This window comes from Rhizobiaceae bacterium, from assembly GCA_023953845.1.
In the GTDB taxonomy this organism is placed as follows: Bacteria; Pseudomonadota; Alphaproteobacteria; order Rhizobiales; family Rhizobiaceae; genus Arvimicrobium.
The window spans coordinates 679,085-701,628 of record JAMLJC010000002.1 but is presented as its reverse complement, the minus strand read 5'-3'; the positions used below and the strand labels follow the sequence as shown (position 1 = coordinate 701,628).

Here is a 22,544-nt window from a genome sequence, read left to right as displayed (position 1 = left end):
CGCCGGTAACCCGGGTCATGCGTCGCCCAGATAGGATTTGATCGTTTCTATGAAGCGGGGCACGGATATGGGTTTCGAAATATAAGCTTCACAGCCGCCCTGACGGATTCGCTCCTCGTCGCCTTTCATCGCGAAGGCGGTGACGGCGATCACCGGGATCTTGTGCAGATCGTCGTCTTCCTTGAGCCACTTCGTGACTTCAAGTCCCGATACTTCGGGCAGCTGTATGTCCATCAGAATGAGATCGGGCCGATGCGCGCGCGCAAGATCCAGCGCCTCCAGTCCGTTGCGCGTGCGAACGGTCTCGTAGCCGCTGGCCTCGATGAGGTCGCGGAAGAGCTTCATGTTCAGCTCGTTGTCTTCGACTATCATCACCTTTTTAGGCATCGTCATCCTGCCCCGCCGCCCCCGGGAGACGGCTCCCGCGACGCGCGAATCTCATAAAATCAATAACGCCAGAACATTGACGAAACGCAAACCCCTGTCGCTTCAGCGAAAAATGCGTATCCGGGCGACAAACGGCAGCGATTGACAGAGGCTCCGGTCATCGCCCAATGGCGATGTTGGCCAATCCCGGGAGCGAAGGTGCGCAATGGATCGAGAAAACGCCGAGAGCGTCGCCGTCGCAGCATTGGGTTTCATTGCTGCCGACCCGGAGCTTTTGCGGCGTTTCCTGGCAATCACCGGCATCGACGCTTCGATGATCCGGAGAGCGGCGTCGGAACCCGGCTTTCTCGCAGGGGTGCTCGGCTTCGTGCTGGCGCACGAGCCGACGCTGCTCAGCTTCGCGGAACAGGCGGATATTCCGCCGCAAAAGGTCGGGGAGGCCTTGCGAAAGCTGCCCGGCGGCGACGGCCGCTACGATCAGTCGGCCTGAATCCGCCGCAGACGGCTTACTGGCTGGTGCCTTTGGCGAGCATGTCTTCGGCCAGCGCAATCGCCGTGCGGCGATCCGCCTCGCCGGCGAGCGCGAAGGCCTGCTCCTGCATGCCGCGAATCCAGGACTGGTCCCCGGGACCGGCACGCTCCAGCGCAGCGGTCATCAGCGCCAGACCCCGCACCACCTTGCCGCTTTCGAACAGCAGGTTGCCGAGGGTCGCCTGCGCCCCTGCATGCCCCTTCGCGGCGGCCAGCTGCAGCCAGCGGCCGGCCTGCTTGACGCTGACCTTCATGCCGCCTTCGCCCGTCAGGAACATCTTGCCCATTTCGAACTGGGCATCCGCGTTGCGATAATTGGCGGCGGCGCGCATGTAGTATTCCTGCGCGGCGATCGGATTGGCGTTCACGACGCCCGGAATACCTGTCTTCATGTAGCCGCCGAGCGCCACCAAAGCGTCGGAGACGTAGCTTTCCTCGGGGCTGCCGGGCTCGACTTCCTGATCGACGATCTCGCTGAAGAACTTGAAGGCCTCCTGGTCGTCGCGCGTGACGCCGTCGCCTTCGGCATACATGCGGGCAAGCTTCCATGTCGCGCCGAGCTGGCCGTTCTCCGCCGCGTAGCGATACGCCTCCACGGCCTCGTCCTTGTGACCGCTGCGATAGGCGTCGAACCCGCGCTGGAACACCGCCCACGGGCTCGACTTCTCGGCCTTGGGGGCCGTCGTATCGAAAGCATGCGCAAAGTTGCCCGCGCCCAGCAGACAGGCGGTGAAAACTGCAGAAAAGAGAGAACGCGAAACCAGCATAGCCATCAGTTCGATCTTCCGTCCGCGCCGGCCGGAGCATATCCGGCCCACACGGCGCCTGCGCGACAATACAGTTCTGACGTGCCGCGCGATGTTCTCGTCGCGCGCGTCGTCAATCCTATTGCCCTCGCCGCAAATGACGCGCCCGGACGGGCGCCCGCAAAAAGGCCGCCTATCGCGACCGTGAAACCAATGTCAGTTCGACTTGCCCAATCCGCTGCCAGGCAACGGCGCGACGAGCCGACAAATCCACCCTGCCGATCCATTTCGGCCAAAGTGGGGCCGGACAGCCAAGAGAACGACGAGCACACCGGCTGGCTTTGCCAGACGGACGCCATCGCCCCCAAAACACTCCTTACGCTCATGTTCTTCCTTGCCGCGGCGGTTGCGGCTGTCCTGCTCTCGACCGGAGCCTGCATCGGCGTGCTCCCGGTTTATGGCGGGAAATTGGCGTTCCGCTCTTCGGCAGACATACATCATCTGCCGTCTACAAAGTGTTGCTGAAAGAGCACAAAGCTGTTCGCCGACGCAGCAATTCCGGGCTTTCCATCAGGTGCCGGCGAAACTTGTCACATCCTGTGACCGGAAAACATCAGCCTCCCCGGCGCCGCGCGCCGGGGAGGTTGGAAACCTGAAGGACAGCGCTGGCGTTACCACTTCACCTTGTAGGAAAGCGTGGCGCCGTAAGCCCAGCCGCTGTCCACGGCCGAGTTCAGCCCAGCCGCGTACTGCGTCTCCTCGCCCGATTCGAGGTAGCTGACCGCAAGGCCCGCGCGCAACTCGCCGCCGAGGGCATCCTTCGCCGAGACACCGCCAGCGAGCGTCCAGGTGTCGGTCTGGATGTCCCATCCCGTGCCGACGCCCTGATCCCAGGTCAGGCTGAGGGCGCCGGAAACGGTGTCGGTGAAGGCGTGGCCGACGCCTGCCGTGATCGTCCAGCCGTCGTCCCAGAAGTAGCGGTCGCGGCTGATGAGCAGCCCGTTGCTGGCGGCGCGAATGTCCAGCGTTTCCTGCACGGACCAGTTCGTCCAGCGCACGGTGCCGAAAGCAAGCCAGCCGGGCGCGATGCCGGTCTGGGCCTTCAGCTCGACGATCTGCGGAAGGTGGCCGATACCAAGGGCCGGAACGGGAACCTGCAGCCCCGGCGGAAGGGTGGCGAACGGATTCTGGCTGTCCGGCACGCCGCTGTTGCGCAACGCGCGCGCAAGAATGGCGGCCGGCGCCGTGACCAGACCCTCGGCGCCGTAGTCCGTGCCGGAGCGATAGGTAAGCTGTGCGCGGAGCGCGATCTCGGGAATTTCGTAGGCGACGCCGACGCGGTAGCCGCGATCCTGCCCGTCCAGCTTCAACGTGCCGTAGCCGAGTCCGAGCGACGTGTAGTCATTGACGCGGTGATAGTCGAAATCCTCGAGATAGCCGCCGCCCAGCAGCCAGAGATTGCCGCGTCCGGCGCTGAACTTGACGCCGCAGGTCGCGCTCAGTTCGGTCGTGTCGAACTTCTCGCTGATCTTTCCGGTGCTGGTGGGGGCCGCATACTCGGCGTCGCCTCCGGCGTTCTCGACCATGGTGAAGGCGCAGCGCACATTGTCCGTGACATTCAGCTTGGCGGCGATCGAAGGGACCACATAGTCGTTCAGATAGCTTGTGCCGACGAGCGCGGGGTTGGCGTTCCGGCTGTATTCGCGCTGGGGGCTCACATAAGTCGCGCCGGCGCGAAGGTTGAAGTTGCCTTCCTCGAACAGAATGTCCGTATCGGCTGAGCCGCGCGTGAAGCCGTTCGCATTGGCCTGCGCCGACATTGCCAGAAATGCGGCTCCTGCGCCGAGCGCGGCCAGAATTTTCTTGTTCATTGGACTCCTCCGAACCACTGCGGACAAGCTGAACGATTCATGCCCGCACAAGCAACTAGGATCTTTGGCTCGAAGTATTTACGCAACGTTCGAATGTGGCGCGGCGCTCCAGCAAAATCGCCTTCAAATCTGCGGCGCCTCAACTATAGCGCGGCTACTTTTCGCAATAATTTCAAATTTTTAGCAAATCCGGATCAACGGATTACGTATCTTCGCGCACAGTGTTGCAACAAGACAACATCCTCGGAAAAACCGTCGGATTGCCGCAAGAGTGACGGGAAGATGGCGCTTCGGCCACCATGATGCCGCATTCAGGCTGCCGCGCACGCGCCTTCCGGCGCACGCAGCAAATCAGCCACCGGCCTCGATCCGCGAGAGCGCGACCCGCAATTTGGCCTGCGTGGCCTCGAACTCGCCGAGTTTCTCGCGGTCGGCGGCGACCACCTCCTCGGGCGCGTTGGAGACGTATTTCTCGTTCGAGAGCTTCTTGAACAGGCGCGCGATCTCCTCGGTCACGCGACCAATCTCCTTGTGCAGACGCGCGGCCTCGGCCTTCAGGTCGATAAGATCGCCCAGCGGCAGGCTGGCCGTCGCTTCCCCGACGACGATTTGAGCCGAAGCCTGCGGCGCGGTGTCCGCAAAGGAAATCTCGCCGACGCGCGCCAGCCGCCTGATCGCCGAGTCGTGCCGCGCGAATCTTGCCCGGGTTTCCGCATTGGCGCCGATGACGACCAAAGGCCCTACAGCCGAAGGCGGGACGTTCATCTCGGCGCGGACCGAACGGATGCCGCCGACCAGTTCCACCAGCCAGTTGATCTCGCCTGCGGCCTCCTCGTCGGCGAAGTCCGGCTGCGGCCAGGCGGCGTGGCAGAGCAGCGTCGAGCGCGTGTTGCCCTCCCCGGCCGTATGCGCCCAGAGCTCCTCCGTCATGAACGGCATCATCGGATGGAGAAGCTTGTAGATCTCGTCGAGCACGAAAGCCGCCACCGCCTGGCTTTCGGCCTTCGCCGCTTCATCGTCACCGGCAAAGATCGGCTTGAGCAGTTCCAGATACCAGTCACAAAAGAGGTTCCAGACGAAACGGTATGCCGCGCCCGCCGCATCATTGAAACGATAGGAGGTGATGCCATCCGTGATCTCGCGCGCGGCGCGCGTGAGTTCTGTCAGAATCCAGCGATTGACGGTCAGCTTCGCATCATTCAGCCAGAATTCGTCGTTGCGCCTGACGCCATTCATTTCCGCGAAGCGGGTGGCGTTCCAGAGCTTCGTGCAGAAGTTGCGATAGCCCGCCACACGCGCCGGATCGAGCTTCACGTCCCTGCCCTGCGCCGCCATGATCGCCAGCGTGAAACGCAGCGCATCCGCGCCGTACTCGTCGATCAGTTCCAGCGGATCGATGACGTTGCCTTTCGACTTCGACATCTTCTGACCGTTCTTGTCGCGAACGAGCGCGTGGACATAAACGGTATGGAACGGCTCTTCATCCATGAAATGAAGACCCATCATCATCATCCGGGCAACCCAGAAGAAAATGATATCGAAACCTGTCACCAGAACATCGGTCTGGTAATAAGTCTTGAGTTCGGGCGTCTTCTCCGGCCAACCGAGCGTCGAGAACGGCCACAGCGCCGAGGAGAACCAGGTGTCGAGGACATCCTCGTCGCGCGTGAGGATGTCACCGGGCTGGAAGTTCTCCAGCTTCTCCTCGACCCATGCCTTCCACGGCCCTTCATGGGCGATGTAGTGCTGGATTGCCGCCTCCAGCGCCTCCTCCTCCGTCTTCTCGACGAAGATCGCGCCGTCAGGGCCGTACCAGGCCGGAATCTGATGACCCCACCAGAGCTGGCGCGAGACGCACCACGGCTGGATGTTCTCCATCCAGTCGAAATAGGTCTTTTCCCAATTCTTCGGGACAAACTTCGTACGGCCCTCGCGCACCGAACGGATCGCCGGCTTGGCCAGTTCGGCCGCGTTCAAGTACCATTGGTCGGTCAGGAACGGCTCGATCGGCACACCGCCGCGATCACCATGCGGCACCATGTGGCGATGCGGCTCGACCTTGGCGAGATAACCTCCCGCTTCCATCATTTCGACGATGCGCTTGCGCGCCGCGAAACGATCCAGCCCCTGAAGGGCATCGATCGTCTCCGACAGCATCGTGCTCGGCTCGACGCCGCTCAGGAAATCCTCGTTTTCACGGAGATCGATTGCGGCATCGACGGTCAGCACGCTGATGGCAGGCAGTTTGTGGCGCTTGCCGACCTCGAAATCGTTGAAGTCGTGCGCGGGCGTGATCTTTACGGCGCCAGTGCCCTTTTCGGGATCGGAATACTCATCGGCGACGACCGGAATGCGCCGCCCGACGAGCGGCAGCACGACATGCTTGCCGACCAGATCCCTGAAGCGTTCATCGTCCGGATGCACCGCGACCGCCGTGTCGCCGAGCATCGTCTCCGGCCGCGTCGTCGCGACGGTCACGAAGGTCGCCGGATCTTCCGGATCAAAGCTCTTGCCTTCGACCGGATAGCGGAAGTACCAAAGATTGCCGTTCACCTCCTGCTGCTCGACCTCGAGGTCGGAAATGGCCGTGAGCAGCTTCGGGTCCCAGTTGACCAGCCGCTTGTCCTTATAGATCAGGCCCTGCTTGTAGAGCGTGACGAAGACCTCCAGCACCGCATCCGACAGCCCCTCGTCCATCGTGAAACGCTCGCGCGACCAGTCGCAGGAAGCGCCCAGCCGCTTAAGCTGGTTGAAGATCATGCCGCCGGACTCGGCCTTCCATTCCCAGACCTTCGCGATGAAGTCTTCGCGCGACAGATCACGCCGATGGATCTGCTGCTCCATCAACTTGCGCTCGACCACCATCTGCGTGGCGATGCCCGCGTGATCCATTCCCGGTTGCCACAGCACGTTCTTGCCGCGCATGCGCTCGAAACGGACGAGGATATCCTGCAGCGTGTTGTTGAGCGCGTGGCCCATATGCAGAGAGCCGGTGACATTCGGCGGCGGAATGACGATGGCGAACGACTCCGCCCCCGGCTGCGACCCGGCGCCGGCGCGGAACGCTTCGGTCTGGTCCCAGATCTTCGCGATCCTGGGTTCGACCGTCCTGGAATCGTACGTCTTCTCAAGCATTGTCTGGCGTCCGGCACTTTTTGTCGGTGAGCCGGGGCAAGGTCTCCGGCCTGCCGCTGTAAATCGGAAGGGCAACGTCAAGTCAACTGCGGGCAATCAGCGCGCGAACAAACGAAAACGCCGCCCTAGGGCGGCGTCAACCATGTCTGTCGCGGAAAATCAGCCGCGAGCGATACGCTCGATCTCCTCGCGAACCAGTCTCTCGACCAGATGCGGCAGATTGTTGTCCAGCCAGTCCTGAAGCATGGGCCGCAGCATTTCCTCGGCCATCTCGTCGAAGCTGCGGCGACGGCTTGCGGCAAAGGCTTCGGACAATTCGCCAAAAGCAGCGGCCACCTGACGACCAGTCTGCTCCGAGGTCAGCGGCGTACGCGGCTGCGCGTCAGTGGCGCCGGCCTGCGCGCCATTCTCGGTCAACGTCAGTTCCATCGCCTCGACAGATTCCGGGAAAACCGGACGCGACGTCTCGGATTCAATATGCGCCGGGGCCGGATCGGCAGCCGCGACATCCATCGGCTGTGTGGAGCCTGCAACATCCGGCTCAGTCGTCGCGGTGTCGATATGCGTCGGAACAACTACGGTTTCGGCCGGCGGTTCGTTCCGCCGCTCGATGACCGATGCCCCGGCGTGAGCGTGGGCCTCCGGCTCTGCATCGAACGGTGACGTTGCAGCCGCCGGCTCGTGAAACTCGGCCCGAAACGCCTCAATGTCGTGGGAGCGCTCCATGCCATCGTTGGCAGGTGCGGCAAAAGCCGGCTCGGCTTCCTCGATGTCGCGCCGCTTCTCGACATCGCTGTCCTCGATGATCCTGCGGATGGAGGCGAGGATTTCTTCCATCGAGGGTTCGCGCTGCGCGCTGCTTGCCTGTGCCATGGTCCCTGCCGCCCCATACTCTGCGGTTCACCTCAACGGTGCCCGATCCGATTTCGAATCGATGTCAGGAAAATAGCCGAGCGACGGACGGGAGAGAATCCCCAAACTGTGGGGCCGCGTCCTTTCTCACAATATATGTGACAAGGGCGCGGACGCCTCTCAGCGGCCGTCAGGCGTCCGCAAGCCGAACCACTTGTCCTTGACGGCATTGTAGTGCTCTTCCGGGCGATACTTTTCGACCGCGAGTCCGAGCTTCTCGACGGAGAGTTGCCCTGTGGCGCTGAGCGTGGCGTAGCTCGCCACCACCACGTCGCGCTCTGACGCGGCAAGATTGATCTGGGCGCTGATGACGTCGGCCTGAGCGTTGAGCACGTCGAGCGTGGTGCGCTGACCGACATTGCGCTCCTCGATGACGCCGTTGAGCGCGAGTTGCGCGGCGGCCACGAGCGCGCGGTTCGCGGTTACCTGCTGCTGCGCCGCGATATACTGCGTCCATGCCGAGGTGACGGCGGCGCGAACCTGGTCGCGCGTGACGTCGACCTGAATGCGCGCCTGCCCGAGCGATTCCTTCGACTGGCGCACCTGCGCCGAGACGCGGCCGCCCTGATAGATCGGCACCGTGATCTGGGCGCCGATGCTGGCGGAGTTGGTGTAACCGTCGGAAAGCGAACCGCCATTCGTCTCGCGGAAGCTGCGCGAGACGCCTGCCGTTGCGCTGAGTTGGGGGAAAAGAGCTCCTTCCGCGGTCTTCACGGAAAACGCCGCGGCGTCCACCAGATGGGTGGTCGCAAGAATCGCCGGATGCTTCACGGAAGCCAGCGCGAAGGCGGAATCCATGCCCTTCGGCAATCCCTTGGCGGCGGAGGCGCCCTTCAGCGTCCCCGGGTCTTCGCCGATATACTGACGATATTCCGCCGCGCTCGCCTGGGCCTGCGCCCTGGCGGCGGCAAGCTGCGCCTCCGCGGACGAACGGCTGGCCTCGGCCTGCGCCACGTCCGTGCGGGTTCCCTCGCCCACCTCGAAGCGCGAGCGCGCCGCGCGCACCTGCTCGGTCAGGAATTCCAGATTGCGCTCCGTCAGCAGCGCGATCTGGCGATCGCGAATGACGTTCATGTAGGAGCTTGCCGCATTGAAGAGCACGGTCTGCTCCGTGTTGCGCAGCGATTCGACAGAAGCCCGGACCCTCGCCTCGGCGCCCTTCACGGAATTCCGGGTCTGAAACCCGTCGAACAGTGTCTGCTGGATCTGCACGCCGAACGAACCCGTCTGAATCTCCAGCCCGTTCTGCTCGGCCGCGCTGTAGGAGCCGGTTCCCGTGACGACCGGGCGATATCCCGACTTGGCAATCGCGACATTCTCGTCGGTCACCCTGAGGCCGGCGCGGGCCGCGTTCAGTTCCGAATTGTTGGTGTAGGCTTTGGCAAGCGCGCCGAGCAGAGTCTCGGCCGATGCGGTGAGCGGCGAAAGCGCCGTTGCGGAAAACATGACCGCAGCGAAAAAAGCTCGACGTCCGAACACGGCAGTCCCTTTCACTCCGACGTCAACCGGATTGCGTCCGGCAACGTCCGCTGGTCAAAGTCCAGCAAAATCCAACAAGAATCGGCCCGGCACCCCCACCGGCCAATCAGGCTTCTACGCCAACACGGTTCTTGCCACCCCGCAAGACAAGACAGGTCAGAATTCGAATTCACGCACAACTTCAAAGCCCGGTAGTGGCCTAACTGCCGCATTGAAAGCGTGGCGTCCGGATACGGCTTCGCCTGCCTTCAGGTAAACCTTTGCGACGGCGGCATTGCCCTTGCCCTCCACCGCGACGAGCCGCCCGCCTTCCTTCAACTGGTCGAAAAGCGCAGTGGGAACAACCTCCACGCTGCCCTCGATCATGATGACGTCATAAGGCGCTTCGGCCGCGTAACCCGCCACCAACGGGCCGCGCACGACGGCGACGCCATGATAGCCGAGACGCTCGAGATTGGCCTGCGCCTGCTCGGCAAGCCCTGCATCTTCTTCCAGCGCGATCACCGACGCAGCTATGCGCGACAGGATCGCGGACGAATAGCCCGTGCCGCATCCCACGTCGAGAACGAGGTCGCCCGGCGCGATCTCCGCGAGTTGGACCAGACGCGCGAAGGGCGACGGCTCCATGAGGTAGCGCGCGGGGCCGGAGCCGGCGGGAGCAATCTCGATATCCTCGTCGATGTAGGCCAACGGCCGAAGCTTCGACGGAACGAATTCCTCCCGCGGCACGGCGAGGACTGCATCGAGAATGGCGAGGTCGGTCACGTCGGTGGTGCGCAACTGGCCGTCGACCATCTTCGTGCGCAGCGCCGTAAAATCCAGGGTCATCGTTCTCGGTTCCGCGTCATGGCCGCCCTGCAGGGGCCGGATTCCGGCGACGGTCGTCGCCCAACGCAGAAGCACCCGACGACTGGAGGCCTCGCCCGGAATCGAACCGGGGTGCAAGGATTTGCAGTCCTCTGCGTAACCACTCCGCCACGAGGCCGGCCGTCGAAGGTGCGCTGCGGGAGTTTCAATAGGTGGCGGCTGAAAGCGCGTCAAGCACACGATCGCTATTCCAAAGGCTAGCCCACACGTCATTGCAAACCAGCACCAACAGCGTGCGGAACCGGGGGCTGAGCTTTGAATAGACGACAGATCGAGCCAGGGAGCCACCACAGGGCGGCGCGCGTTCTAGGCTGTAGTGACGATTTAACTATCTGATCCAAATAGCTATGGCTGCGATGAGGACGAAGCCTCGGAAGTTTGCGAGGAGCTTGTCGTATCGCGTTGCGACGCGGCGGAACTGCTTGAGTTTGGCAAAGAAGCGCTCAATGAGGTTTCGTTCCTTGTAGATGCGCCAGTCGCAAGCGTGAGGACGCCTTCGTTCGGGCCTTGGCGGAATGACGGGGATAGCTCCAGCATCGAGAATGATGTCGTGGAAGGCCTCGGCGTCATAGGCGCGGTCGGCGATGACGTGGCGAGGTTTAAGGCCTTCCAGCAGGTCCTTGCCGTAGATCACATCGCCTCGGTGGCCCGGCGAGAGCACGAAGCGCACCGGCAGGCCGAGCGCATCGACGGCGGCATGGATCTTGGTTCCTAGCCCGCCGCGTGAACGGCCAAGACCCTGGGCGTCCGCTCCCCCCTTTTCCGCCGTGCCCCGGCGGCTTGGGGCTGTGCGCGGATGGAGGTGGAATCGATCGCGACCCAATCGAGGTCGGCTTCTTTGGCCAGTGCCTCGAACAGCTTTTCGAGCACACCCATCTCGATCCAGCGGTAGTAACGCCGCTTGGCTGTCTGATAGTTGCCATAACGCTCGGGTAGATCACGCCAGCGTCCACCCGAGCGGGCCATCCAGATCAAAGCGTCGACAAAGCGCCGGTTGTTGGTGCGTGGACCACGTCGACCCTTGCGACCACCCGGCACAAACGGCTCAATCCGCAGCCACTGTTCATTGCTCAGCCCATCCACATCCATGACTGACCTCCAAAAGCCAGAATGGAATCTGATTTGCGACTTAACTGGAATCCCTAAATCGTCACTACAGCCTAGGCGTCGTCAGCCTGTTTTGCCGCGCGCCGGGCATTCCGGCGCCGCTCCCACCAGACGAGGAGGCGCCGCCGCCACCGGCGAACACGCGGCACATCGTGCGAGAGCACGAGCAATCCGAGCGGAATCATCCAGAAGCCCAGCACGGGCAGGAAACCGAGGATACCGAAAAAGACCAGCGCCACGCCGATGCAGATCCGCAGGAGTCGCGACCTGGGAAGCGAAAAATGCCTTCCGAAAAGATGTATCCGATGCCGCGCCGTCATGCGCATAGCTCCGCGCATCGGCATCCGCGCATCATCGCGCCGGAAAGCAGTCGATCATTCGTTTTCATCTTGCGTCGGCCCATAGCCCGCCAACATGGGTAACGCGACCGCACGCGGCAAGATGAGACCCGTCGGATCGGGCTCGATCTCCCACCACAAAAAAACTGCCAAAGCTTCTTTGCAATCCCGAAAAGTCTTTGCTATAGGCACCGGCGTTCGCATGAGCCTTCTCGTTCCCCGGTAGCTCAGTGGTAGAGCAACCGGCTGTTAACCGGTTGGTCGCTGGTTCGAATCCGGCCCGGGGAGCCATTCAACTCAGCGTACTTCCCTGATTTTCTCGCATCTTTCCTTGCGCGGCGCGCCTCTATTTCCTGCTGCCCGTGGATTTTTTCCCGATAAACCGGGATCCAGCGATGCGACCCGACAAACTGCTTTCGATCCTATTGTCCTTCCTGCGCTACGCAGGAAGGACAATAGGAGCCTGCCCACACCCGGGAAACATGCGCGGTCGTGCAACACTTCCGCCACGATGGCGTTTCACCCTGGGCTCGGAATCACGGGTGGGCATACCGGGACAGTCGTTCCAACGGAGCAGAAAAATGAAATCCATTCTCGCAGCGGCAGTCATCGCCCCGCTCGCTTTCGCAACGGCAGCGAACGCTGCGGATGTTCAGCACGAGGAACCCGATGATCGCGGCGGCGTACGCATCGGCACGCTGTCCTGCGACATCGACGGCGGCGTCGGCTATGTGCTTGGGTCCGCCAAGGAAGTGAACTGCGCCTTTACATCGACGCGCGGCAGAACCGACACGTATACCGGCGCGATCCGCAAGCTCGGCGTCGACCTCGGCTTTACCACGCGCCAGAAGCTGATCTGGGCGGTCTTCGCGCCAACCGCCGGCTATCACCGCGGTTCGCTGGCGGGCCTCTATGAAGGAGCGACGCTGGAGGCGACGGTGGGCGCAGGCATCGGCGGCAACGTCCTGGTCGGCGGCACGTCCGGTTCGATCCACCTGCAATTGTTGTCGCTTACCGGTCAGTTCGGTCTCAACCTCGCCGCCACCGGCACGTCGATGACGCTGGCGGCCAACTGATCCGCTGAACGAACGGGCCGGCGCGGAAAATCCGGCCCGTTCAGTTTGCCCGCGCGGTGTACGACACGCCGTTGACCCAATCGCGCCACTGCTTTTCGGTGCCGTGGAAGACGTTAAGGTCGATGTTGCCCTTCACGCCCTGCGACAGGCCCGAGCCGGAATACTGCCAGAACACCCATTTCCTGCCCGGATAGCGCTTTGACGGATGAGCGGCGACCGAGCGCAGCCAGAACGGATAATCGAGAAACTCGCCTTTCAGATTGTCGGCGTAAAAATCAGGCGCGGTGTAGATGATCGGACGCTGGCCGTAATGCGCTTCCAGCTTGTCCATGAACACCTGCATCTTCTCGATGACCTTGGCGCGCGGCAGCCGGCGCTTGCAGTTCGAGAGATGATTGTACTCGACGTCGATCACCGGCGGCAGCGCTCCCTCCACTTTCGGCACGTTCCGGATGAACCAGTCCGCCTGCTCGCCTGCCGTGCGGCACCAGTAGAAGAAATGGTAGGCGCCGCGCTTCAGGCCGGCCTCGTGCGCGTTCACCCAGTTCTTCATGAACATCGGGTCGAGGTGATCGCCGCCGTCTGTGGCCTTGATGAAGACGAAATTGGCGCCCTGGCTCTTGAGCTTGGCCCAATCGATGTTGGCCTGCCAGCGCGAAACATCGACGCCGTGCACCGGCAGGTCCTGCGGCTTGGCCTTGCCGAAATTTATCGGCTTTGCGTCCCGGAACCGGTGACGTTCAACCTTGATGCGGGGGCTTGGCCGCGTCAGGCTGGCCTTGAGACCACTGGCCGGCTTGTTCGGCTCGATCATGGCGAGCGCCTGAACGGACGGCGCCGAGGATGGCGCGGGCGCGGTTTCGGCGAGAGCGGCCACGCCTTCCTCTTCCTCCACGAGCGCCACGATTTCCTGAGGCGTCGTCTTGTCCGGCTTGGCGATCGAACTCGTCACCTCCATCGACGGGCGGGCGAGGATTTCGTCTATGCCGGAACTGGATGTGCAGCCCGCAAGGGCAAGGCAAACGGCGAGCGAAAGAAGGAAGCTTCCCGGACGCATGGAGACCTGTACGCAGAACTGAAACAGACCGAGGGCATGCGCCGCCGGATCGAACAGGCTCATTTATGAATGAGAAATTACCAAGAAAGTTTGAATCCCACCGAAAGTTCACGGTGTTGTCATGAGGTCACAGCGCGATGTGATTTGCCTTCCGATCACACCGGCAGGCGCATCAGTGCTTCCGGGCCTGCACGAGATAGGCGTCGATCGTCGGCTCGCCGAGCCATTTGAAGGCTTCGAGCCGGTGCAGACCCTCGACAAGCACAAACCGCGCCCCGTCGACACGCACCTGGATAGGCGTCTTCAGGCCATTTTCCACGATGTCCTCGGCAAGGGAGCGCACGGTTTCGGGGTGCAGCGTCTTGCGCCGGGCAGTCGGGACATAGACCTTGTCGACGGCGATCTTCTGGGCACGAAGCATTTTTACCCCACGCAGTTGCCACGCATTGATGCGGGAAAGCACGCGTGACGGCAAGCTTCACCGGAACGATGATGCCCGGTAGCATCCGTTCGGGTCAGCGCGTCTGTCGAAGCATCCGGACGATACGATGCACTGCGGCGACGGTTTCGGCGATTTCCGCTTCGGTATTGTAATGCGCAATGCCGATGCGGATGACTCCCTGCTCTGCGGGAATGCCGAGCTGGTGCACGATCTCCCAGGCGTAGTTGTGTCCCGACCAGACAAATATGCCTTCGTCGGCCAGTTGCCGGGCGACGGTTTCCGGGCTGATGCCCTCGACGGTGAACGACACGGCGGGGACGCGCTCGGCAAGCCGCGCGGCTTCCGAAATGCCCCAGATTTTAAGCCCCTCCACGTCTCGGATGCCGTCGATGAGCTGCATCGCCAGCATGTTCTCATAGGCAATCGACGCCCGGTAGGCAGCCGCGATTCGTTCGCGGCGCGACCCACTGGCGCCCGTCAGCATTCCGATACGCTCGAAATAGCCGATAGCCGCCGACAGTCCCGCCACCAGTTCGATCTGCGGCGTGCCGGTCTCGAAACGCTCCGGCAGCGCGTTGGACGAACAGCGGCATTTGTAGGCTTCGAGTTCGTCGATCACCGAGCGACGCCCCCACACAATCCCCATATGCGGCCCGAAGAATTTGTAGGCCGAGCATGCAAGGAAATCACAGCCGATCGCCTGTACGTCCACAAGACCGTGCGGCGCAAACTGGACGGCATCGACATAGACGAGCGCGCCGGCTTCCCTGGCGATCGCGGTGAGTTCGCGAATCCGGTTGATCGAACCGGTGAGATTGCTGGCATAGTTGAGCGCAACCAGCCGCGTCCGCTCCGTCAGCGCGGCGCGCAGGGTCTCCGGCTCGATCTGCCATGTCTCCGCATCGAACGGTACGAAACGGACGGTGATACCGCGATCCTCCGCGAGTTGAAGCCACGGCGCGACATTGCCTTCGTGATCCATCCGCGTGACGACGATCTCGTCGCCCGGCAAAAACCGCCGGCCGAGCGTTCGCGACATCTGGTAGGTCAGGGTCGTCATGTTGGGGCCAATGATGATTTCCTCCGCCGCCGCCCCGAGAAAATCCGCCATCGCCGCGTGCGCGCCGTCGACGACCTCTTGCGCGGCGAGTGTCGTCGTGAAGAAGCCGCCCAGATTCGCGTTGCGTTCGAGCAGGCAATGCGAGACGGCGTCGGCCACTGCACGCGGCACCTGGGTTCCCGCAGGATTGTCGAGATAGATCCGGCGACGGCCCGCATCGGTGAGCGCCAGCGCCGGGAATTCCGCGCGGATGTCGTCGATGGCGAAGCTCATGGGCAATTCCTCAAGTGCAATTCCTCAGGGGCAAGGATTTCCGGTTCGCTGGTGAATGGCGTCGACGGCCGCAAGCATCTCTGCGGTGAAGTCGACCTCAGCCGAGGCCAGAGCCATTTCGAGCTGCGGGACCGAGGTCGCACCGATGATGGACGACGTGACGAACGGACGGCTGACGACGAAGGCGTTGGCGAAAAGGGCCGGCTCCATGCCGAAATCACGCGCCAGCGTGTTGTATGCCAGCAGCGTCTCCGCCGCGTTCGGCGTCTTGTAGCGGTCGCCGCGATTGAACAGCGTCTCGCGCGCGCCGGCGGGACGTGCGCCGTGATCGTACTTTCCCGTCAGGAAACCCTGCGCCGCTGGCGAATAAGGCAGGAAGCCGATGTCCTCGCGGTCGCAGACCTCGGCAAGGTTCACCTCGAATGTGCGGTTGACCAGATTGTAGGCGTTCTGGATGGATAAGGGACGCGGTCCATCGCCCTTCTCGCTCTCGAAGACAAAGCGCATGGTTCCCCATGAGCTTTCGTTGGAAAGTCCCATGTGGCGGATTTTCCCGGATCGCACGAGATCGTCGAAGACGGCGAGCGTTTCGGCGATCGGCGTCTCGTCGGTGGCGCGACGCGTCGGCCATTCCGAGATTCTGGTGGGGTTGGCGCCCCAGGGCACCAGCCGATCCGGAAAATGGATCTGATAGAGATCGATATAGTCCGTGCCCAGTCGCGCCAGAGACTTGTCGATGGCATCCAAAATGTCGGCTCGCACCAGCTTCGACGAACGCCCTCCACGGTACCAGTCGCTCGACGTACGGCCAATGACCTTCGAAGCAATGATCACATCGTCACGCCTGCCGCGCTTTTTCAGCCAACTCCCGATGATGCGTTCCGTGCTGCCTTGCGTCTCGCGCCTGGGCGGGATGGAGTACATTTCCGCCGTGTCGAGGAAATTGACGCCGCACTCGAACGCGAAGTCGAGTTGATGGTGTCCCTCGGCCTCCGTGTTCTGCTGGCCCCACGTCATGGTGCCGAGGCAAATGCTGGAAACAAGAAGATCGGAGCGACCGAGGCGGCGCTTCTGCATGAAAATTCTCCGGGCGAAAATACGAGGCGGGCGGCCAGAGCCGTGCCGATGACAATATGATATCGGGCAATTGGCGTGAAGATGCTTAGCGCTTCAGCCGGCGCAAGGCGTCATCGATGAGCATGTTGGCAATCTGCATGCGTACGATGGCATGGTCGCGCAGATAGAGCTCCACACGATCGGGATGGTTGTCGAACGCAAAGGCGCGGCGCGCGCGTGCAAGGTCGTCGGCGCGCTTGTGCGTTTCGAGCGCAAGTTCCCTGGCTATGTCCGCCGGTTCCGTCGACGGCCATTGCTCAACCTCCAGCGGCGGCGGCGTGATCTCCGCGCGCCGCAAGTCGAACTCCCGAAGCAACTCCTCGATCTGCGCCCCGACGGCGCGATATTCGGCGGAGGCCTCGCTGTCGGATACCTTGATGCGTCCTGAATGAAGCTCATCGACGACGGAGAGATAATCGAAAGGAATGGAGGGCGCGGTGGCGCTCGCCTCTTCGTCCTCTTCCTCCGGAATCGACGCCGCCTGGAACAGATCGTCCAGCAAGCTCGCGAAGTCTCCGTTCTTGGCGGAGGGCATTTCCTCACCTGTTGCGCGGTCTTGTTTTGTTGCGTGACCATACAACGAGGTTCTCAAGAAATCGTTCTCGACGCGGAAATTCTGATCGCGACGGAGGCAATTGGACGCACGCCAGCCATAGTCATGCTGCATTGCACAATATCGAATGAATCATCTATCTCGGGGAGAAGGACGAAGGAGCCTTGATCATGGGTTTCCGGAACGAGTTCTTTACCCCGCGACATATCCCGGAGCGGATTCGCGGAAGGCATTCGCCTCAAGCGGATTGCTGCCGCTGTGCATGGCAGGATCGAGCGCGCATTTCCAATGCGCCGCGCATCGCACGCGAATTGGCGATCCGCGTTTAGGGCCAGAGCCTTGGGGCAGTGTGTCATCGCCAACGGCGCCGGGGCAAATCTCCGCCATATTCCGGGGCGACGTTGCGGAATGCGGAGTTTGGCCATGCGACGATTCACCGGACCGACGATTTTCCTGACTTGCGCTGTCGGCATCACCACGCCGCTTCTCGCGCAAGGCGCCTATCTGGACGACAGATCCAGCGCCGAAACCCTCGTCCGGTCGCTCTACAACGCGATCGACCGCAAGGAGTATGCGCGCGCATGGGATTATTTCGGCGAGCAGAAGCCGGCGCGCGATTTCGCGGCCTTCGTCAAGGGCTACGAGCAGACGCAGTCGGTGGCGGTCGAAACGGGACCGGCGAGCGAGGAAGGCGCGGCCGGCAGCATTTTCTACCAGGTGCCGGTGGCGATCCGCGCGACGAATGCCGACGGCAGCACCAGCACCTTCGCGGGCTGCTACACTGCGCGGCTCGCCCAGCCGGCGAGCCAGGAGCCGCCGTTCAACCCGCTCCGCATCGAAAAGGGTGAGCTGAAGCCGGCCGAAGGAGAACTGGCTGAAATACTGCCTTCGGCCTGTGGCGGCGCGCCTGTCAATCCGCGAGACACGGGACTGGAACAGGCCGAAAAGGCCTTCAGGGCCGCCTATGGCGCGATCTGCCAGACCTTGGCGCCGGATGCGGAACCGAACGCGGCCGAGGCCACGATAACCAAACTCACCTATCGCGACCGATCGCAGGAGGCGAGCGAACCGGATAGAAAAGCGCGGCTGTTTCGTTTCGAGTGCATCTATGGCGCCTACAACAGCAATCAGGTCTACTATCTGGAAAACGAGATCGACGGCGTAAGCCAGCTCCAGTTCGCCGCGCCGGAACTCGACATCCACTACGAGAACGACGACCCCGACGGCAAGCTGGAGAGCGTGAACGTTGTCGGCTACAGGACGGTCGATATGCTGGTGAACTCGGAATACGACGCTGAGACGCACACGCTGCAGTCGTTCAACAAATGGCGGGGCGTCGCCGATGCGTCTTCGATCGCCACCTACCTCTTCCGGGGCGGCACCTTCACCTTGACGAAATATGAGGTCGACGCCTCCTACGACGGCGAGATCAATCCCGAGACGGTGCTGGATTTCGACACCGCACCCTGAGACGCTGTGCCGACCCGCATTGTGCACTGCGGCGCGACGGGCTAAACCAGCCGCCGACCTTTTCGGGAGAGCGGACAGATGGCGAAAGTGGCATTCATTGGTCTCGGCGTTATGGGCTATCCCATGGCCGGACATCTGAAGCGCAAGGGTGGCCACGATGTTACGGTATATAACCGCTCGGCCGCACGAGCCGAGAAATGGGTAGCCGAATTCGGCGGCGACAGCGCGCCGACCCCTCAGGAAGCTGCAGCCGACAAGGATTTCGTGTTCGCCTGCGTCGGCAATGACGACGATCTGCGCGAGGTCACCATCGGTGCTCAAGGCGCTTTCAGGGACATGGCGAAAGGCTCGATCTTCATCGACAACACGACCGCTTCGGCGGAAGTCGCCCGCGAGCTTGGCGAGAAGGCGGATGCGCGGGGTTTCGCCTTCCTCGATGCGCCGGTCTCCGGCGGCCAGGCGGGAGCGGAGAACGGCGTTCTGACTGTGATGGTGGGTGGCGCCGACGACGATTTCGCCCGCGCCAAGCCTGTCATCGAAGCGTACGCCCGCATGGTCGGGCATATGGGTCCGCACGGAGCGGGTCAGCTCACCAAGATGATCAATCAGATCTGTATCGCCGGGCTCGTGCAGGGCCTGGCCGAGGGTATCCATTTCGGCAAGAAGGCAGGCCTCGATATCGAGAAGGTGATCGAGGTCATATCCAAGGGGGCGGCCGGCTCGTGGCAGATGGAAAACCGGCACAAAACCATGAATGCCGGAAAATATGATTTCGGCTTCGCCGTGGACTGGATGCGAAAGGATCTCGGCATCTGTCTCGCAGAGGCCGACCGCAACGGCGCGAAACTGCCGGTAACCGCCCTCGTCGACCAGTTCTACAAGGACGTTCAGGCGATGGACGGCAATCGGTGGGATACGTCGTCGCTGCTGGCGCGGTTGGATCGGTAAAGCCGGTGCTGTCGCCTGACTCGACAGCGGAGGAAATCGTCGCCCATCTGCGTTCGCTCGGGTCGGAGGAAAACCGGCAGGGCATGAAACGCTACGGCATCCGTGTCGATCGCGCACTCGGCGTCCCGCATGGCGTCCAGCGCGACATCGCACGAAAAATCAAACGCAACCATGAACGCGCCTTCCGGCTCTGGGATACCGGCATAACCGAAGCGCAATTCATCGCCTCGCTGACCGCCGATCCGAAAAAATTCACAGTTGGAGATGCCCGTCGCTGGGCCTCCGAATTCGATTCCTGGGATATCGTCGACGGGGTCTCGGACCTTTTCGTCGATACTGACAACTGGCGTCAGCTCATCGAGGAGTTCGCTGAGGACGAGCATGAATTCGTCCGCCGCACCGCCTTCGCCATGCTTTGCTGGGCAAGCGTCCACCGCAAGAAAGAGCCGGACTCGGTTTTCGAAAGCTATCTGCCGCTGATCGAAAAACACGCCACGGACAGCCGCAACTTCGTCAGGAAGGCGGTGAACTGGGCCCTGCGGACATTCGGCAAACGTTCGATGGCTTTACACGCCCCTGCCCTGATGCTTGCTGAAAAGCTTGCCGCGTCCGATGACAGGACGGCGCGCTGGATCGGCAAGGATGCAGTGCGGGAACTCACCGCTCCGAAGACATTGGAGCGGCTTTCGGTGAAAGCGAAGCAGATCGCCTGACTACGCCGCGTTGGCGCCGGACTCCTTGTCCAGGATAATGTAGTCCAGCGGCATCTCGGTCGTGTATTTGATTTGCTCCATGGCGAAGGTCGAGGACACGTCACGGATTTCGATCTTGCCGATCAGGCGCTTGTAAAACGCGTCATAGGCCGCGATGTCCGGCACCACGACGCGAAGCAGATAATCGACATCTCCGCTCATGCGGTAGAATTCGACCACCTCGGGAAACTCCTGCACGACCTCCGAAAATCGGCGCAGCCATTCCAGACTGTGAGAATTCGTGCGGATCGACACGAAGACGTTGACGCGCGTGTTGATCTTCTCCGGATTGAGCACGGCCACCCGGCGCTTGATGACGCCCTCTTCTTCCAGCTTCTGGATGCGCCGCCAGCAGGGCGTGGTCGACAGTCCGACCTTCTTGGCGATGTCGGCAACCGCCAGCGTAGCATCTTCCTGAAGAAGTCGGAGGATTTTTCTATCAAGCCGGTCCATATGGCACCTCGGTAGAAATATTTTGCGGAAAATGCACGGAAAGCGCGGCCGTCACAAGAAAGAATATCGCCGCGAAGGCGCAGATTGAGGACGATCGTTCCGCAATCACGGTCAGATGCGATGGCGGATTTCCGCTTTCAGCACGGGCAAAAGATCGGCTTCGAACCATGGATGCCGCTTCAACCAGACCGTATTCCGCCATGACGGGTGGGGAAGCGGCATGACGCGCGGCACGTCCGGCTGCTCGAAAATGCTCCGCCAGTTCAGCATCGTTTCAGTGAGCGACGGCCCGATCCTGCCGCCGAGATGCCATTTCTGGGCGTAGCCGCCTACCGCCAGAACGAGTTCGATCTGCGGCATCAACGCCAAAAGGCTCGCTCGCCACGCCGGCGCGCACTCCTTGCGCGGCGGCAGATCGCCACCTTTTGCGTCCTGACCGGGAAAGCAGAAGCCCATCGGCAGGATCGCAAACAGGCGAGGACCGTAGAATTCGGCTCGTGTGACGCCCATCCAGTCGCGCAGGCGATCGCCCGAGGCGTCGTTGAACGGAATGCCGGTGGCGTGCACCCTCGTGCCCGGCGCCTGTCCGGCGATCAGGATGCGCGCCGTCGCCGAGGGCACCAGAACCGGGCGCGGCTCATGCGGCATTGGCCGTCCGATCGGAGCCTCGACGCAGATGCGGCATGCCCGGGCCTGATCGGCCAATCGGCCAAGGGCATGCGCCTCACTCACGCAGCCGCACTCGGCCTCGCTGACACTGCCCCATGCCAGCGCCTTACATTGCCCAGTTCGTCAGGCACTGCGATCCGCGCCGGTTTCATGAAGTCGATGGCGATCAGGCCGGTTATGTCCGCTACCGAATACCGGTCGCCGGCGACGAACTCCCGCGATGCCAGTTCCTTGTCGAGAAGCCGAAGAAACTCCAGCGCCTTCGGCTTGTTCGCCTCGCCCCATTCCGCGATCTGCGGCACTTCCCAGCCCTTCATTGCGGGGTGAACGTGGCGAAAAGCCTGAGCGACGCACATGAGGAGATTGAGTTCGACGCGGCGCTGCCACATCTCGACCAGCGCCTTTTCCAGGGTCGTGGCGCCGAAGAGCGCCGGTTCCGGATAAAGCTCCTCGAAATAGCGGCAGATGGCGATGGATTCGGTGAGGACAGTGCCGTCGTCCAGTTCCAGCACCGGCAGCCGCTGCAATGGATTGCGCGCCGTCACGTTCTCGCCCTTGTGTTCCAGCGCGCCCATGTCGATCGGAACCAGCGGCACCGAAATACCCTTTTCCGCGAGGAAGACGCGCACGCGGCGCGGGTTCGGCGCCTTGCCGCCATCAAAAAGTTTCATGTTCTTTCCTCCGCCCCTACCCTCAGCCGCCGACGAGCTGCCGCAGCCAATTCCCGATCATACCGGACAGATCGTGCGGCGATTCAGATAGCTCTCCGTGCGTTGCCCGCCATTGGCTCGGCCGCTCGAAATCGCTGGACCAGATACCGCGACCCTCGGCCCGAGCGGCTCGCTCCTCGGCCTCATAGCCACCATAGGCCACCGCCCAACCGTCGGTCACCTGCCGCTTGTTCAGTTCCACGCCGCCGGCCGAACATATTGCGAGCAGGCGACCGTAGCGGTCCCGCTCCCAACCTCGACATGACACGTCGCGTTGCTCCGTCAGCGCCTTCAGCGCCTCGGCGGCCTGCCGACCGCAGGCAAAATCGGAGCCGTCGCGCCTGCATTTCTGGTTGAGCTCCGGCGCGTCGATGCCGCGCAGGCGGATGCGCTCGCCGGCAATCTCTAGCGAATCGCCGTCAGCCACCCGGGCGACGCCCAAAGGATTGACGACGCTCAATCTTTCCAGTCTGGCGACGACGAGAAACAGCAGGCAGAGGACAGCGACCGTCAGCAGCGCGTCCATCACACGGGCGAATCGGCCACGCCGCCTCTTCGCAGGCATCCCGAGGCGTCGCCTTTCCGGCGAAGT

22 protein-coding genes, 2 tRNA genes and 1 pseudogene are annotated in these 22,544 nt (G+C 62.4%); 6 read left to right on the top strand and 19 right to left on the bottom strand.

What is annotated here, in order from left to right:
• Positions 1-15: 15 nt before the first annotated feature.
• Positions 16-387 carry a response regulator gene (locus tag M9955_25340; protein MCO5084972.1) on the bottom strand — a complete coding sequence of 124 codons (372 nt, stop codon included), beginning with the start codon at positions 385-387 and terminating at the stop codon, positions 16-18.
• 205 nt (positions 388-592) lie between these two features.
• Between M9955_25340 and M9955_25335 the strand changes: the two genes are divergently transcribed.
• Positions 593-877 carry a DUF3572 domain-containing protein gene (locus tag M9955_25335; GenBank protein MCO5084971.1) on the top strand — a complete coding sequence of 95 codons (285 nt, stop codon included), beginning with the start codon at positions 593-595 and terminating at the stop codon, positions 875-877.
• A gap of 16 nt (positions 878-893) precedes the next feature.
• On the opposite strand, the gene M9955_25330 is transcribed toward M9955_25335, so the two are convergent.
• The 9 genes and pseudogenes from M9955_25330 to M9955_25290 form a co-directional block, all read right to left on the bottom strand.
• Positions 894-1,685: a sel1 repeat family protein gene (locus tag M9955_25330; GenBank protein ID MCO5084970.1), complete on the bottom strand. Its 792-nt coding sequence runs from the start codon at positions 1,683-1,685 to the stop codon at positions 894-896.
• A gap of 650 nt (positions 1,686-2,335) precedes the next feature.
• Positions 2,336-3,535, bottom strand: coding sequence for an outer membrane protein transport protein (locus M9955_25325; GenBank protein ID MCO5084969.1), 1,200 nt, complete (start codon positions 3,533-3,535; stop codon positions 2,336-2,338).
• A 351-nt stretch (positions 3,536-3,886) separates the two neighbouring features.
• On the bottom strand, positions 3,887-6,670 hold the full coding sequence (locus tag M9955_25320) for a valine--tRNA ligase (protein ID MCO5084968.1): 2,784 nt from the start codon (positions 6,668-6,670) through the stop codon (positions 3,887-3,889).
• 159 nt (positions 6,671-6,829) lie between these two features.
• Positions 6,830-7,543 (bottom strand): PopZ family protein, encoded by a 714-nt coding sequence (locus M9955_25315; GenBank protein MCO5084967.1) that lies wholly within the window; start codon positions 7,541-7,543, stop codon positions 6,830-6,832.
• 159 nt (positions 7,544-7,702) lie between these two features.
• On the bottom strand, positions 7,703-9,028 hold the full coding sequence (locus tag M9955_25310; GenBank protein MCO5084966.1) for a TolC family outer membrane protein: 1,326 nt from the start codon (positions 9,026-9,028) through the stop codon (positions 7,703-7,705).
• Positions 9,029-9,217: 189 nt separating this feature from the next.
• On the bottom strand, positions 9,218-9,889 hold the full coding sequence (locus M9955_25305) for a protein-L-isoaspartate O-methyltransferase (GenBank protein ID MCO5084965.1): 672 nt from the start codon (positions 9,887-9,889) through the stop codon (positions 9,218-9,220).
• An 83-nt stretch (positions 9,890-9,972) separates the two neighbouring features.
• Positions 9,973-10,046 (bottom strand) — tRNA-Cys (locus tag M9955_25300).
• Between the two features lie 210 nt (positions 10,047-10,256).
• Positions 10,257-11,017 (bottom strand): annotated as a pseudogene (locus M9955_25295) (IS5 family transposase).
• A gap of 71 nt (positions 11,018-11,088) precedes the next feature.
• Positions 11,089-11,361, bottom strand: coding sequence for a hypothetical protein (locus M9955_25290; GenBank protein MCO5084964.1), 273 nt, complete (start codon positions 11,359-11,361; stop codon positions 11,089-11,091).
• Positions 11,362-11,589: 228 nt separating this feature from the next.
• On the opposite strand from M9955_25290, the gene M9955_25285 reads away from it, so the two are divergent.
• Together M9955_25285 and M9955_25280 are read left to right on the top strand one after the other, a co-directional pair.
• A tRNA-Asn gene (locus tag M9955_25285) sits at positions 11,590-11,664 on the top strand.
• Positions 11,665-11,954: 290 nt separating this feature from the next.
• Positions 11,955-12,449: a DUF992 domain-containing protein gene (locus M9955_25280; GenBank protein ID MCO5084963.1), complete on the top strand. Its 495-nt coding sequence runs from the start codon at positions 11,955-11,957 to the stop codon at positions 12,447-12,449.
• Positions 12,450-12,489: 40 nt separating this feature from the next.
• Here M9955_25280 and M9955_25275 read toward each other — a convergent pair whose 3' ends face one another.
• The 5 genes from M9955_25275 to M9955_25255 all read right to left on the bottom strand — a co-directional run bounded on the left by M9955_25275 (position 12,490) and on the right by M9955_25255 (position 16,932).
• Entirely contained in the window at positions 12,490-13,506 is a 1,017-nt protein-coding gene (locus M9955_25275) for a glycoside hydrolase family 25 protein (GenBank protein ID MCO5084962.1), read from the bottom strand.
• Between the two features lie 172 nt (positions 13,507-13,678).
• Entirely contained in the window at positions 13,679-13,927 is a 249-nt protein-coding gene (locus M9955_25270) for a ParB N-terminal domain-containing protein (GenBank protein MCO5084961.1), read from the bottom strand.
• A 94-nt stretch (positions 13,928-14,021) separates the two neighbouring features.
• Positions 14,022-15,281 (bottom strand): cysteine desulfurase-like protein, encoded by a 1,260-nt coding sequence (locus tag M9955_25265; GenBank protein MCO5084960.1) that lies wholly within the window; start codon positions 15,279-15,281, stop codon positions 14,022-14,024.
• 24 nt (positions 15,282-15,305) lie between these two features.
• A complete protein-coding gene (locus tag M9955_25260; GenBank protein MCO5084959.1) occupies positions 15,306-16,358 on the bottom strand; it encodes an aldo/keto reductase in 1,053 nt (350 codons plus the stop codon).
• A gap of 85 nt (positions 16,359-16,443) precedes the next feature.
• On the bottom strand, positions 16,444-16,932 hold the full coding sequence (locus tag M9955_25255; GenBank protein ID MCO5084958.1) for a hypothetical protein: 489 nt from the start codon (positions 16,930-16,932) through the stop codon (positions 16,444-16,446).
• Positions 16,933-17,373: 441 nt separating this feature from the next.
• Here M9955_25255 and M9955_25250 point away from each other — a divergent pair, with 441 nt between their 5' ends.
• From M9955_25250 to M9955_25240, 3 genes are all read left to right on the top strand, one after another.
• On the top strand, positions 17,374-18,420 hold the full coding sequence (locus tag M9955_25250; protein ID MCO5084957.1) for a DUF1176 domain-containing protein: 1,047 nt from the start codon (positions 17,374-17,376) through the stop codon (positions 18,418-18,420).
• Positions 18,421-18,498: 78 nt separating this feature from the next.
• Positions 18,499-19,368, top strand: a complete 870-nt coding sequence (locus tag M9955_25245; GenBank protein ID MCO5084956.1) for an NAD(P)-dependent oxidoreductase — start codon at positions 18,499-18,501, stop codon at positions 19,366-19,368.
• Positions 19,369-19,373: 5 nt separating this feature from the next.
• Positions 19,374-20,081: a DNA alkylation repair protein gene (locus tag M9955_25240; protein ID MCO5084955.1), complete on the top strand. Its 708-nt coding sequence runs from the start codon at positions 19,374-19,376 to the stop codon at positions 20,079-20,081.
• Here the strand turns inward: M9955_25240 and M9955_25235 are convergent, their stop codons facing one another.
• The 4 genes from M9955_25235 to M9955_25220 form a co-directional block, all read right to left on the bottom strand.
• On the bottom strand, positions 20,082-20,573 hold the full coding sequence (locus M9955_25235) for an Lrp/AsnC family transcriptional regulator (GenBank protein ID MCO5084954.1): 492 nt from the start codon (positions 20,571-20,573) through the stop codon (positions 20,082-20,084).
• Positions 20,574-20,684: 111 nt separating this feature from the next.
• Complete coding sequence (locus tag M9955_25230; protein MCO5084953.1) at positions 20,685-21,305, bottom strand: uracil-DNA glycosylase family protein; 621 nt, start codon at positions 21,303-21,305, stop codon at positions 20,685-20,687.
• Positions 21,302-21,913 carry a glutathione S-transferase gene (locus M9955_25225; GenBank protein MCO5084952.1) on the bottom strand — a complete coding sequence of 204 codons (612 nt, stop codon included), beginning with the start codon at positions 21,911-21,913 and terminating at the stop codon, positions 21,302-21,304. The genes M9955_25230 and M9955_25225 overlap by 4 nt, the downstream gene beginning before the upstream one ends.
• 22 nt (positions 21,914-21,935) lie before the next feature.
• Entirely contained in the window at positions 21,936-22,478 is a 543-nt protein-coding gene (locus M9955_25220; GenBank protein MCO5084951.1) for a thermonuclease family protein, read from the bottom strand.
• Between the last annotated feature and the right edge of the window lie 66 nt (positions 22,479-22,544).

Bases quoted from the DNA above. Each gene is read 5' to 3' on its own strand.
- M9955_25340 (MCO5084972.1), bottom strand. From the start codon at position 387: ATGCCTAAAAAGGTGATGATAGTCGAAGACAACGAGCTGAACATGAAG.
- M9955_25335 (MCO5084971.1), top strand. From the start codon at position 593: ATGGATCGAGAAAACGCCGAGAGCGTCGCCGTCGCAGCATTGGGTTTC.
- M9955_25330 (MCO5084970.1), bottom strand. From the start codon at position 1,685: ATGCTGGTTTCGCGTTCTCTCTTTTCTGCAGTTTTCACCGCCTGTCTG.
- M9955_25325 (MCO5084969.1), bottom strand. From the start codon at position 3,535: ATGAACAAGAAAATTCTGGCCGCGCTCGGCGCAGGAGCCGCATTTCTG.
- M9955_25320 (MCO5084968.1), bottom strand. From the start codon at position 6,670: ATGCTTGAGAAGACGTACGATTCCAGGACGGTCGAACCCAGGATCGCG.
- M9955_25315 (MCO5084967.1), bottom strand. From the start codon at position 7,543: ATGGCACAGGCAAGCAGCGCGCAGCGCGAACCCTCGATGGAAGAAATC.
- M9955_25310 (MCO5084966.1), bottom strand. From the start codon at position 9,028: ATGTTTTCCGCAACGGCGCTTTCGCCGCTCACCGCATCGGCCGAGACT.
- M9955_25305 (MCO5084965.1), bottom strand. From the start codon at position 9,889: ATGACCCTGGATTTTACGGCGCTGCGCACGAAGATGGTCGACGGCCAG.
- M9955_25290 (MCO5084964.1), bottom strand. From the start codon at position 11,361: ATGCGCATGACGGCGCGGCATCGGATACATCTTTTCGGAAGGCATTTT.
- M9955_25280 (MCO5084963.1), top strand. From the start codon at position 11,955: ATGAAATCCATTCTCGCAGCGGCAGTCATCGCCCCGCTCGCTTTCGCA.
- M9955_25275 (MCO5084962.1), bottom strand. From the start codon at position 13,506: ATGCGTCCGGGAAGCTTCCTTCTTTCGCTCGCCGTTTGCCTTGCCCTT.
- M9955_25270 (MCO5084961.1), bottom strand. From the start codon at position 13,927: ATGCTTCGTGCCCAGAAGATCGCCGTCGACAAGGTCTATGTCCCGACT.
- M9955_25265 (MCO5084960.1), bottom strand. From the start codon at position 15,281: ATGAGCTTCGCCATCGACGACATCCGCGCGGAATTCCCGGCGCTGGCG.
- M9955_25260 (MCO5084959.1), bottom strand. From the start codon at position 16,358: ATGCAGAAGCGCCGCCTCGGTCGCTCCGATCTTCTTGTTTCCAGCATT.
- M9955_25255 (MCO5084958.1), bottom strand. From the start codon at position 16,932: ATGCCCTCCGCCAAGAACGGAGACTTCGCGAGCTTGCTGGACGATCTG.
- M9955_25250 (MCO5084957.1), top strand. From the start codon at position 17,374: ATGCGACGATTCACCGGACCGACGATTTTCCTGACTTGCGCTGTCGGC.
- M9955_25245 (MCO5084956.1), top strand. From the start codon at position 18,499: ATGGCGAAAGTGGCATTCATTGGTCTCGGCGTTATGGGCTATCCCATG.
- M9955_25235 (MCO5084954.1), bottom strand. From the start codon at position 20,573: ATGGACCGGCTTGATAGAAAAATCCTCCGACTTCTTCAGGAAGATGCT.
- M9955_25225 (MCO5084952.1), bottom strand. From the start codon at position 21,913: ATGAAACTTTTTGATGGCGGCAAGGCGCCGAACCCGCGCCGCGTGCGC.
- M9955_25220 (MCO5084951.1), bottom strand. From the start codon at position 22,478: ATGGACGCGCTGCTGACGGTCGCTGTCCTCTGCCTGCTGTTTCTCGTC.